We start from the raw sequence: 12405 nt of genomic DNA on the forward strand, positions 1-12405 counted from the left end.
GCTCCCAACAAAGGGGGCTGCGCTGGCTGAGAAGTAACACTGCCGGCTCAACAACCTGGAGCATAGGTGGAACCATGTACGAAATTCTACTTGTGATTTATCTGTTGGCCGCAATCGGTGTAATTGGCCTGGTTCTGGTTCAGCAAGGTAAAGGCGCAGATATGGGAGCCTCATTCGGGGCTGGGGCATCAAACACTGTGTTTGGCTCTGGCGGCTCTGGAAACTTTTTAACCCGAATGACAACCGGTTTTGCAATCGCGTTCTTCGCACTGAGTCTTGTGCTCGGTAACTTGACAGCGCATGACCCTAAAGCAAAAAGCGGTTTTGAAGATTTAAGCGAGCCTGCTACACAACAGCAAGCTGCGCCAAAAGAGGATGAAATCCCTGTTGATAACAGTGAGATCCCTCAGTAAGAATTGAGCCGAGGTGGTGGAATTGGTAGACACGCTATCTTGAGGGGGTAGTGCCTTTATAGGCGTGCGGGTTCAAGTCCCGCTCTCGGCACCAAGTTCACAAAGGGCAATCACTTGCACCTTTGTTGTAAAAAGCGATATAATTATCGCGAATCGGACGCGGGATGGAGCAGTTTGGTAGCTCGTCGGGCTCATAACCCGAAGGTCGGCGGTTCAAATCCGTCTCCCGCAACCAATTTTAAGTTTGTTGTTTAAATAACGGCTAAACTGAATAACGCGTCAGCGTTTGTTGTCAAAGCCACGCTGACCGGGCTAGCCACGTGCTAGCCTTTTTGCCCTCGGGGCAGCACGAAGCGGACCAATAAGCCTTTGTGTAGAGAGTTACTCTCTCGTTATTGTTGCGATGATTCCGACACCAGCAATAACGGCTATGCTAACGACTTATGTTGATGGCATAGCATCAGGGTCCAGTTACATTAAACCCCGATTTTCGGGGTTTTTTGTTATCTGAAGAAGACCATTCGGATAGTAACTGGGCTTTTAAGCCCTTTTTTTATTTCTGGGGTTTGGAATGACAGGATTAGAGAAACAACTGGCTGAACTTTTAACCGCGCCTGTTGAGGCGTTGGATTATGAGTTGGTTGGGCTTGAATTTGTTCGAGCTGGCCAGCATTCAACACTGCGTATCTTTATTGACCATGAAAATGGTATCACGGTGGACGATTGTGCCGATGTGAGCCGTCAAGTGAGCGCGGTAATGGATGTGGAAGACCCAATCACAGTGGCGTACAACCTAGAGGTGTCATCTCCAGGTGTTGATCGTCCACTGTTCACCGCTGATCACTATCAGCAATTCATCGGGCATGAAGTGAACATCGTGCTGAAAATGGCTATGCAAAACCGCCGTAAGTGGAAAGGCGAAATCCTTTCTGTCGATGGCGATACCATCACGGTTCGCGTGGACGGCCAAGATGAGGCGTTTGCCTTGAGTAACATCGCCAAAGCAAACCTGGTTCCTTCATTTTAAGAGTAAATGAGGCATTAGTAGATGAATAAAGAAATCTTGGCTGTTGTCGAAGCGGTCTCAAACGAAAAAGCCGTTCCACGAGAGCGTATTTTCGAAGCACTGGAAACCGCGCTGGCAACGGCAACCAAAAAGAAGTACGAGGCCGAAATCGATGTGCGTGTCGCCATTGATCGCAAATCCGGTGAATTCGACACCTTCCGTCGTTGGCTTGTCGTCGATGAAGTCACCCAGCCAACGCGTGAAATCACGTTGGAAGCGGCCCAATATGATGATGAAACCCTCGAACTAGGCGGGTTTGTAGAAGATCAAATTGAATCGGTTGTTTTCGACCGCATTACCACCCAAACCGCTAAGCAAGTGATCGTACAAAAAGTGCGTGAAGCTGAGCGTGCACAAGTGGTTGAGCAGTTCATGGATAACGAAGGTGAGCTTGTCACCGGTGTGGTCAAAAAAGTCAATCGCGATGTTATCATTGTCGACTTAGGAAACAACGCGGAAGCGGTTATTCAACGTGATGATCAACTCCCTCGTGAAAACTTCCGTCCTGGCGACCGAGTACGTGGTCTGTTGTATGCTGTGCGTCCTGAAGCGCGAGGCTTCCAATTGTTCATGACGCGCTCCAAGCCAGAAATGCTCAGTGAGCTATTCCGCATCGAAGTGCCAGAAATTGGCGAAGAGATGATTGAGCTGATGGGCGCTGCCCGCGATCCTGCTTCACGCGCTAAAATTGCCGTGAAAACCAACGACAAACGTATCGATCCCGTCGGTGCGTGTGTGGGGATGCGTGGTGCACGTGTACAAGCGGTATCAACTGAACTGGGTGGCGAGCGTATTGATATCGTGCTTTGGGACGATAATCCTGCCCAATTTGTGATCAATGCCATGGCGCCTGCAGACGTCGCCTCTATCATCGTCGATGAAGATACCCACTCCATGGATATTGCCGTCGAGGCTGATAACCTGGCGCAAGCGATTGGGCGTAACGGACAAAACGTGCGTTTGGCCTCTCAACTGACCGGTTGGGAACTGAACGTGATGACGGTTGAAGACCTCCAGAAAAAACACCAAGAAGAAGCACAAGCTTCGTTAGAGCTGTTTGTTAAATATCTCGATATTGACGAAGACTTTGCACAAACCTTGGTGGAAGAAGGTTTCACCACCCTTGAAGAAGTGGCCTATGTGCCAACCAGCGAAATGCTCGAAATTGACGGCTTAGACGAAGATACTGTCGACATTTTGCGCGCACGTGCGAAAGAAGCGTTGACCACCATCGCGCTCGCACAAGAAGAATCGCTGGGAGACGCTGAACCTGCCGAAGATCTGCTGGCATTAGACAGCCTTTCTCGTGAGATGGCCTTTAAACTGGCCGCGAAAGGCGTGAAGACGCTGGAAGATCTTGCTGATCAAGGCACTGACGATCTGTTAGATATTGATGGATTGGACGAAACCAGTGCAGGCGAGCTTATTATGGCAGCGCGTAATATCTGCTGGTTCAGCGACGAAGCGTAAAGACGGCAAAGGAGGAGCAGAATGTCAGAGGTTACAGTACATACACTGGCGAAGGAAATTGATACGCCGGTTGATCGTCTGCTGAAGCAGTTTAAAGAAGCTGGTATGCAAAAATCGGCGGACGATCAGGTAAGCCAAGATGAAAAACAAGCTTTGTTGACGCATTTAAAGCGTGAGCATGGTGACAACGGCAATGCTCCGACGCGTCTGACGCTTCAGCGCAAGAAACGTAGCACACTGAGCGTGTCAGGGGCTGGCGGAAAAAACAAAGATGTCCAAGTCGAAGTGCGTAAAAAGCGCACTTATGTGAAGCGTAGCGAGCTTGAAGACCAAAAGTCAGCGCAAGAAGCGGAAGAGCAAGCCCAACGCGAAGCCGAAGAAAAAGCGCGTCTAGAAGCGGAAGAGCAAGCAAAACGCGAAGCAGAAGAGAAAGCGAAACGTGAGGCCGAAGAAAAAGCCAAGCGTGAAGCACAAGAGAAAGCCAAACGCGAAGCTGAAGAAAAAGCTAAGCGTGAAGCCAAGCCGCAAGCGCAACCAAAATCTGAGCAGCCTGAAGACGACGCAGCGGATACTGCTGCCACTCGTGCTGCTGATGCGCAAGCGAAGAAAGAAGCTGATGAACTTAAGCGTCGCCAGGAAGAGGAAGCCAAGCGTAAAGCTGAAGAAGAAAGTCAGCGGCAGTTAGAAGAGGCACGCAAAATGGCAGAAGCAAATCAAGAGCGCTGGTCAGATCAAGACAAAGCGCTAAGTACCATGGAGGCGGCTGACCACCATACGGTTACCTCCGAATATGCCCGCGAAGCGGAAGACGAAGCGGATCGCCGCGAAGAAACGGCCGCGCCGCGTCGTAAGAAAAAGAAAAAAGCCACTGCAACAGAAGACAAAAACCCCCGAGGCCGTCGTGGCAAAGGTGGTAAAGGCAAAGGCCGTATGGCTAAGCCGTCTTCGATGCAGCATGGCTTTAAAAAACCTGCCCAGAAAGTAAACCGCGAAGTCGAGATCGGTGAAACCATTACGGTTGCTGAGCTCGCGAATAAAATGGCGGTGAAAGGTGCAGAAGTCATTAAAACCATGATGAAAATGGGTGCAATGGCGACCATTAACCAGGTGATTGACCAAGAAACCGCACAGCTTGTCGCGGAAGAAATGGGTCACAAAGTTATCCTGCGCAGAGAGAATGAGCTGGAAGAGGCCGTACTCTCTGATCGTGATAACGATGCACCTATGGCACCGCGTGCACCGGTTGTTACTATCATGGGTCACGTTGACCACGGTAAGACATCCTTGCTCGACTACATCCGTAAAGCACACGTTGCAACGGGTGAAGCTGGCGGTATTACTCAGCATATCGGTGCGTACCATGTACAAACTGATAACGGCATGATCACCTTCCTGGATACGCCAGGACACGCAGCGTTTACCGCGATGCGTGCACGTGGTGCGGGTGCGACGGATATCGTTGTGTTGGTGGTTGCGGCCGATGATGGTGTGATGCCACAAACCAAAGAAGCGATTCAACACGCCAAAGCCGCGGGTGTACCTTTGATTGTTGCCGTCAACAAGATGGATAAAGAAGGTGCTAACCCTGACAGCGTCAAGAATGAGCTCGCGCAGTATGATGTTATCCCAGAAGAGTGGGGCGGTGAGAACATCTTTGTTCACGTCTCTGCTAAACAGGGTGAAAACATTGATACCTTGCTCGAGTCCATCTTGTTGCAATCAGAAGTCCTTGAGCTGAAAGCGGTTGAGAAAGGCATGGCGCGTGGCGTTGTGGTTGAATCTCGTCTGGATAAAGGCCGTGGTCCTGTTGCGACTGTCTTGGTTCAAGAAGGTACCTTGAATAAAGGCGATATTGTACTTTGTGGCCTTGAATACGGTCGTGTTCGTGCGATGCGTGATGAGAACGGTCAAGACATCGAACATGCTGGTCCATCCATTCCGGTTGAGATCTTAGGTCTGTCAGGTGTCCCTGCCGCCGGTGATGAAGCTACGGTTGTACGTGACGAGAAGAAAGCCCGTGAAGTGGCACTTTATCGTCAAGGTAAATTCCGTGATGTGAAACTGGCGCGTCAGCAAAAAGCCAAACTGGAAAACATGTTCTCGAACATGGAAGAAGGTGAAGTCTCTGAGCTCAACATCGTTCTGAAAGCCGATGTACAAGGTTCGATTGAGGCAATTGCCGATTCACTGGTTAAACTGTCAACTGACGAAGTCAAAGTGAAGATTGTTGGTTCCGGCGTGGGCGGTATTACTGAAACCGACGCGGTACTGGCAGCGGCATCGAACGCGATCATTTGTGGCTTTAACGTGCGTGCCGATGCGACCGCACGTAAGACTATCGAGAATGAAAGCTTAGATCTTCGCTACTATTCTGTTATCTACACCATGATTGATGAAGTGAAACAAGCGATGAGCGGTATGCTTGCGCCTGAGTTCAAACAAGAAATCATTGGTTTGGCAGAAGTTCGCGATGTCTTTAAGTCACCAAAACTAGGCGCAATTGCCGGGTGTCAGGTGTCTGAAGGCTTGATTAAGCGTAACAACCCAATTCGTGTTCTGCGTGATAACGTGGTTATCTACGAAGGGGAGCTGGAATCACTGCGTCGCTTTAAAGATGATGTGAACGAAGTGAAGAAAGGCTACGAGTGTGGTATTGGCGTGAAGAACTACAATGATGTTCGCGTTGGTGACCAAATCGAAGTCTTTGAAACGGTTGAAATTCAGCGCTCAATTGACTAATTAAGCGTTTAAAAACAGCCAGGTCGTTTGGATACACCGTGGGGGGAGGCGCATGCGCTTACCCCCATTTTGTTGAGAGAAAAGAAAATGGGTAAAGATTTTAGCCGGACGGACCGCGTCGCCCATCAGTTGCAAAAAGAAATTGCACTGATTCTGCAGCGTGAAGTGAAAGATCCACGTATCGGTATGGTGACCGTCTCTGACGTCCAAATCTCGCGTGACCTTGCTTACGCCAAAGTCTTCGTCACCTTTTTAACCGTTGACGAACAAGCACCAACCGAGAGCCTAAAGGCACTCAATGAAGCGAGCGGATACATTCGCTCATTGGTCGGTAAGGCAATTCGTTTACGTATCACGCCGGAACTGACTTTTGTATTTGATGAGTCGCTGACTGAAGGTATTCGTATCTCGAACCTGGTGAGCAAAGCGGTGCGCAGTGATAATGAGCGCCGTGATGATGATGACAAAGGTGAGGAATAAAAGATGGCGCGTCGTCAACGTCGTCGAGGTCGCCCCGTTGATGGGATTATCCTACTCGATAAACCCACGGGCATAACCTCTAATGATGCTCTGCAGAAAGTAAAACGTATCTTTTTTGCCGAGAAAGCAGGACACACTGGAGCCTTGGATCCGCTTGCAACGGGCATGTTGCCAATTTGCCTAGGTGAAGCGACCAAGTTCTCTCAGTTTTTGCTGGATGCCGACAAACGTTATCGGGTGGTGGCAAAGTTGGGTCAGCGCACCAATACCTCAGACGCCGATGGTGAAGTGGTAGAAACCCGCGATGTAAAAGTCAATTTAGGATTGCTGGAGCGCTGTATTGCTAAGTTCCGTGGTGAAACCCAGCAGATCCCATCGATGTTCTCCGCGCTCAAATATCAAGGTAAGCCTTTGTATGAATATGCGCGTCAAGGCATTGAAGTACCGCGTGAAGCGCGTACGATTCATGTTCATCAAATTGAATTGTTGCGCTTTGAAGGTGATGAGATTGAGATGGAAGTCCATTGTTCTAAAGGCACTTACATTCGAACCATCGTCGATGATCTTGGGGAAATGCTAGGCTGTGGTGCCCACGTCACCGCACTGCGTCGCACGGGTGTTTCTGGCTATCCGACGCGCCAGATGGTGACATTAGAGCAGCTCGAAAGCTTGTTGAATGAAGCCAGAGAACAAGAGATCCAACCTAAGCAGTTGCTGGATCCTTTGTTACTCCCACTTGATACCGCGGTACAAGACTTGCGAGAAATCAACTTGTTGCCGGTAATGGCCAGCTATGCATTACAAGGCCAAGCGGTACAGGTGCCGAATGCACCTACCAGTGGCTTTGTTCGCTTAACCGCGGGCGAGGAACGTCACTTTATTGGTGTTGGTGAAATTGACGCCGATGGCTTGGTGGCGCCACGTCGTTTAGTGGCCAGTCGCCAGCCGGAAGCAGGCTAAAAAACACGCTGCCATTTGCGCGTGTTTAACGGAAAAAGCGGCGTGGATAGATTGCTACCTTAGACGAAAGTCAGTAGAATACGCGCCTTCGGGCACCGGCTGAATCAGAGATTGGCTGGTGCATGATAATCACACACTCTTATTAGGAGAGCATTATGTCTCTGACTGCAGAAGCAAAAGCACAAATCGTTGCTGATTTTGGCAAAACCGAGAACGACACGGGTTCACCGGAAGTTCAAATCGCCCTTTTGACCGCATCAATCAACGATCTGCAATCGCACTTCGCTGAGCACAAAGGTGACCACCACAGCCGCCGTGGCCTGCTACGCATGGTTTCACGTCGTCGTAAGCTGCTGGACTACCTGAAAAAGAACAGTGTTGACCGTTACTTGGACGTTATCAAGCGTCTAGGCATCCGTCGCTAAGATTCTGGAGAAAAGGGAGCTCAGGCTCCCTTTTCTTTATATAAAAAACGCGCCACCGGAGCAATCCGTGGCACGTTTTTTTGTTTGACGATGTTTTGATCTTCGCGCTACTGACGCAGTATCACTGATGCAGCGTCACTGACGAAGCGCTTTCGCCGCTGCAACCATGTTTTCTAATGCCGGGATCACCTCATCCCATTGGCGGGTTTTTAGGCCGCAATCTGGGTTCACCCACAATCTTTCTGCAGGAATACGGGCGGCGGCTTTTTCCATTAACCCAACAATTTGCGCTTGGCTTGGCGTATTGGGGGAGTGAATGTCATACACGCCAGGGCCAATGTCATTGGGATAGTCAAAGTGATCAAATGCGTCCAACAGTTCCATATCCGAGCGAGAGGTCTCTATGGTGATCACGTCGGCGTCCATATCCGCGATGGATGCGATGATATCGTTAAACTCGGAATAACACATATGGGTATGGATTTGCGTCTCGTCACTCACGCCGTTGGCGGCAATTTTAAACGCGTTGATTGCCCAATCGAGGTAATTTTGCCACTCACTGCGACGCAAAGGTAAACCTTCACGCAGCGCCGCTTCATCTATTTGAATGATTTGGGTGCCAGCTTTCTCAAGATCCTGCACTTCTTGGCGGATCGCCAGCGCCAGTTGGTTACAGGTCTGTGATCGAGGCTGATCATCACGCACAAATGACCAATTAAGAATAGTGACCGGTCCGGTAAGCATGCCTTTCAGCGGCTTATCCGTCAGAGATTGCGCGTACTGGGTCCATTCCACTGTCATTGCTTTAGGGCGTTCAATATCACCAAACAAAATCGGCGGTTTTACGCAGCGAGAGCCATACGACTGCACCCAGCCAAACTGACTGAACACATACCCATCCAGCTGTTCGCCAAAGTACTCCACCATATCATTACGCTCAGCCTCACCATGCACTAACACATCGAGCCCTAACGCTTCTTGCTTTTCCACCGCATGGGCGATCTCTTTGCGCATAATGTCTTGATAAGTGGCGGCATCAATGTCGCCCTTCTTGTATTGCAAGCGCGTTTGGCGAATGGCACTGGTTTGTGGAAATGAGCCTATGGTGGTGGTCGGGAAGCGTGGCAGGTTGAGCTGCTCGTGTTGCAAGCGAATGCGCTCTGCAAACGGACGCTGCCGTGTCCCTAATTGTGGTGTAATTGCTGCTAATGCGGCTTGCACCTTAGGGTTGTGTACGCGTGGTGATTGCTGACGGCTTTCTATTGCCTCACGGTTATTGTCCAGCGCGGGCTGAACGGTTTGACGGCCGTGATTAAGGGCGCGCGCGAGTACATCCAGCTCCTCTAGCTTTTGATACGCAAAGGCAAGCCAGTTTTTTACCTCAGGATCGAGCTTTTGTTCGCTCGCCAAATCGACCGGCACATGAAGCAAAGAGCAAGACGGCGCGAGCCAGAGGCGATCCCCCAGAGATTGATGAATCGGTTCGAGCCATTCTAACGTGGCATCAAGGTTAGTTTTCCAAACATTACGACCATTAATTACACCCAGAGACAGAACGTGTTGATCGCCAAGCGTGTCACGGTATGCATCCACATCCCCTCGACCACGAATAGCATCCAAGTGCCAGCCGTCAACGGGCAACGATTGCGCCAATGGACGATTTTCAGCTTGCTCGCCGAAGTAGCTCGCCAGCAATAACTTGACCTTGGTTTGGCTTAATGCACGATACGCGGTTTTTAGTGCCGTCTGCCATTCAGGCGCGAGCTCCGTGACTAAGATCGGTTCGTCGATTTGGACCCACTCAATGCCTTTTTCTGCCAGTTTGCTCAGCAGTGTTTGATACACGGGCAAGAGCTTATCGAGCAGATCCAGTTTGTTCGATGCATCTTTTTCTTTGCCCAGCCAAAGGTAAGTCACGGGGCCGACTAAAACTGGCTTGGTGTTTATACCGGTTATTTTGGCTTCTTCTATTTGCGTCAATAGATTTTCAGCATGAAGACTAAACGTTGTTTGCGCGGTAAATTCTGGCACGATGTAGTGATAATTGGTATCGAACCATTTGGTCATTTCACCGGCATGCACGCACTGGCAAGTACTATCGTTTGCCGAGCGGCCACGAGCGACGCGGAAGTAGTTATCCAGGGTGTTATCTTGATGGTCAGCCACACGGTCAGGGACATTGCCGACTAAAAAGCTGGTGTCGAGTACATGGTCATAAAATGAAAAGTCGCCAACGGGAGCGATGTCGAGTTCACTTTGTTGTTGCCAGTGACTGCGGCGCAGATCTTTCGCAAGATCGGTTAAGTTTTGTTGGGATGATTCGCCACGCCAGTAACGCTCGAGTGCAAATTTAAGTTCGCGCTGGGCGCCGATACGTGGAAAGCCGAGATTATGAGTTTTAGCCATCTATACGTCCTCCTTTTTGATTGAATTCAGCATAGGGCTTTCTCGTTATGAACTAAAATGGCATTATTTCATCAGTCAATGAATTTTAGTCATGGAATAGACATGTTAGAACGTCACCACCTTCATATTTTGCGAGCGATCAAAGAGCAAGGGTCGCTTACCGCAGCCGCAGAGACGCTTTATCTCACCCAGTCCGCGATTAGCCATGCGATGAAAAAGCTAGAAAGCCAGCTCGGGATTAGCTTGTGGCAAAAATCCGGACGGCAGCTTCATTTCACGCGAGCGGGTGAGTACTTGCTTACGCTGTCTGAGCGTATGCTTCCTCAGTTCGAGCACGCTGAACAGCAGCTTAAACAATTTGCTCAAGGCCAGCGCGGTACATTGCGCATCGGCATGGAGTGTCACCCTTGTTATCAGTGGTTGCTTAAGGTGGTTGAGCCTTTCTTACATCAATGGCCGGATGTGGATGTTGACGTCAAACAAAAGTTCCAATTCGGTGGTTTGGGCGCATTGTTTGGCCATGAGATTGATGTGCTCGTCACGCCCGATCCCTTACTTAAACCAGGCATAGAATACGTATCCGTGTTTGATTACGAACAGGTGCTGGTGGTGAGCGGACGAAGTGCACTCGCGGCGTTTGACCATGTTGATCCTGAGCAAGTAACACAGGAAGTGCTGATTACCTACCCTGTTGATCAATCGCGTTTAGATGTCTTTACCCAGTTTTTGGCGCCGGCGCACTGTGCACCGCGCAAACACAAAACCATAGAAACAACCGATATCATGCTGCAAATGGTTGCCGCTGAGCGCGGGATCGCGGCACTCCCCAAATGGCTGGCTTTGGAATATCAACAGCGTTTAAACCTACATATTCTTCGCATGGGCAAAACAGGCATTCATAAATCGATCCATTTGGGTGTACGCGAGGGACAAAGAGATGATTACATCCAAGACTTCATCGAAAAAGCCAGTTCAACCGTAATGCATTGATGTGACTAAGAGATAAAACACTCAATCCCGTTAATAGTGACATTTAAGAGCATACTTTAAGGGCATGGTTTGAGAGCATAGTTTCGCGCCGTTTCAAACACCCACCTATACTTACGTATTGTCTCAATGTTGAGCCGTACAAAGTGCACATTTCGGCGTAAAATTACTTTCGAAGAAGTCTAATTCCTTAGATAATGCAAGTGATAGACTTTGAATGCACCTCACATTTTTTATGGATAAAGAGTCCCGGCTATGAAATCAATCTCGCTCTCTCGCAATGTAAACGTCGAAAGTATCCAAGGAAATGGTGTACTGCTTGTCAATGGCACGCCAATGACAGTGACCGAAGGTACGTCCTTTCCGTCTGGAACCGAGCTGGTTCTGCCAGATAACAGTGAGGCTGTTATTGTACTTAGCGACGGAACGTTACTCGCCGTTGAGGCTCAGGGAGAGCAGCCCGGCGCCGTGCTCGATGGATTGCCGCAAGATGTTCAAGATGAAATAGCCGAGATTCAGCAACAAATCCTTGATGGTGAAGGCGAGATCACCATTGAAGATGACCAAGCGACCGCCGCTGGTGGTGACGCTGCAGCCGGCAGTGGCTCATGGAGTTATGTCAATGTTGAGCGTGATGGAAGCGAGACCATTGCAAGCTCAGGATTTGATACTGATTCGCTTGCAACCAACGACGGGGCGATTGGTAGCGATGCAGAAGGCGGAGCGGGGCTTGCGATTGACACCACCGCTCCCGGAATCCCTGGCGTAACCATTGTTAATGATGCTAACAACGATGGCATTATTAGTGGGCAAGAGCTTGGTGATGGGATCCAGGTATTGATCGATCTGTCCGATACTGGTGCTAATCCGGGTGATGTATTAACCGTAAATGGTCAAACCTCGACGATTACCGCGCAAAATATCATAGACGGCACCGTCACCATCACACTGCCAGACACTCCTGCAGACGGAGAAACATTAACCGTAGAAGCCACCATTACCGACACCTCCGGCAACACCTCCGAGCCGGGGAGTGATCAAGCTGAGGTTGATACCAGCGCGGATGCCGGCACGGTCAGCGTGAACAACATCACCAGCGATGACGTGATCAACGCGCAAGAAGCGGGCGAGACCATCACGGTCACCGGCAGCGCGAGCGGCGGCGACATCGCCGAAGGCGATACCGTTGCGATGACCATCAACGGCGAAGACTACACCACCACCGTGGATGAAAACGGCGAGTGGAGCGTGGACGTGGCCGGCAGCGACCTGGCGGCGGACACCGAGTTCGAGGTGGTCGTGAGCTCGTCGGATGACGCGGGCAATACGGTAGAGAGCACCGGTTCATCAGAGCATACGGTCGACACCCAGGCGGGTGAGGACAACAGCGCGCCGACGGTCACCATCACCGAAGACGCCAACAATGATGGCGTGATCAGCAGTGACGAGCTCGATGGCC

At 50.2% G+C, this 12405-nt stretch carries 10 protein-coding genes and 2 tRNA genes; 11 read left to right on the plus strand and 1 reads right to left on the minus strand.

From position 1 onward, the window contains the following. Positions 1–74 precede the first annotated feature (74 nt). From secG to rpsO, 9 genes are all read left to right on the plus strand, one after another. Positions 75–413, plus strand: a complete 339-nt coding sequence (secG, locus tag BZJ21_RS06660) for a preprotein translocase subunit SecG (RefSeq protein ID WP_021023287.1) — start codon at positions 75–77, stop codon at positions 411–413. Between the two features lie 7 nt (positions 414–420). Next, positions 421–507: transfer RNA gene (locus BZJ21_RS06665), tRNA-Leu, on the plus strand. Between the two features lie 64 nt (positions 508–571). Continuing rightward, positions 572–648: transfer RNA gene (locus tag BZJ21_RS06670), tRNA-Met, on the plus strand. A 336-nt stretch (positions 649–984) separates the two neighbouring features. After that, positions 985–1440, plus strand: coding sequence for a ribosome maturation factor RimP (gene rimP, locus BZJ21_RS06675; RefSeq protein ID WP_021023286.1), 456 nt, complete (start codon positions 985–987; stop codon positions 1438–1440). A 21-nt stretch (positions 1441–1461) separates the two neighbouring features. After that, positions 1462–2949, plus strand: coding sequence for a transcription termination factor NusA (gene nusA, locus BZJ21_RS06680; RefSeq protein WP_077461715.1), 1488 nt, complete (start codon positions 1462–1464; stop codon positions 2947–2949). A gap of 21 nt (positions 2950–2970) precedes the next feature. Beyond that, positions 2971–5688, plus strand: a complete 2718-nt coding sequence (infB, locus tag BZJ21_RS06685; protein ID WP_077661330.1) for a translation initiation factor IF-2 — start codon at positions 2971–2973, stop codon at positions 5686–5688. An 87-nt stretch (positions 5689–5775) separates the two neighbouring features. Next, a complete protein-coding gene (gene rbfA, locus BZJ21_RS06690) occupies positions 5776–6168 on the plus strand; it encodes a 30S ribosome-binding factor RbfA (RefSeq protein ID WP_077461713.1) in 393 nt (130 codons plus the stop codon). Between the two features lie 3 nt (positions 6169–6171). Next, positions 6172–7128, plus strand: coding sequence for a tRNA pseudouridine(55) synthase TruB (gene truB / locus BZJ21_RS06695; protein WP_077461712.1), 957 nt, complete (start codon positions 6172–6174; stop codon positions 7126–7128). Positions 7129–7283: 155 nt separating this feature from the next. After that, on the plus strand, positions 7284–7553 hold the full coding sequence (gene rpsO / locus BZJ21_RS06700) for a 30S ribosomal protein S15 (RefSeq protein ID WP_025673889.1): 270 nt from the start codon (positions 7284–7286) through the stop codon (positions 7551–7553). A gap of 135 nt (positions 7554–7688) precedes the next feature. Here the strand turns inward: rpsO and metE are convergent, their stop codons facing one another. Next, on the minus strand, positions 7689–9959 hold the full coding sequence (metE, locus tag BZJ21_RS06705) for a 5-methyltetrahydropteroyltriglutamate--homocysteine S-methyltransferase (protein ID WP_077669404.1): 2271 nt from the start codon (positions 9957–9959) through the stop codon (positions 7689–7691). A 102-nt stretch (positions 9960–10061) separates the two neighbouring features. On the opposite strand from metE, the gene BZJ21_RS06710 reads away from it, so the two are divergent. Together BZJ21_RS06710 and BZJ21_RS06715 are read left to right on the plus strand one after the other, a co-directional pair. Continuing rightward, positions 10062–10949: a LysR family transcriptional regulator gene (locus tag BZJ21_RS06710; RefSeq protein WP_201788216.1), complete on the plus strand. Its 888-nt coding sequence runs from the start codon at positions 10062–10064 to the stop codon at positions 10947–10949. A 252-nt stretch (positions 10950–11201) separates the two neighbouring features. After that, positions 11202–12405 (plus strand): Ig-like domain-containing protein (locus BZJ21_RS06715; RefSeq protein ID WP_131826335.1); only part of this gene is annotated, 1204 nt, incomplete at its 3' end.

Source organism: Salinivibrio costicola subsp. alcaliphilus (assembly GCF_001996185.1).
Lineage (GTDB): Bacteria > Pseudomonadota > Gammaproteobacteria > Enterobacterales > Vibrionaceae > Salinivibrio > Salinivibrio costicola.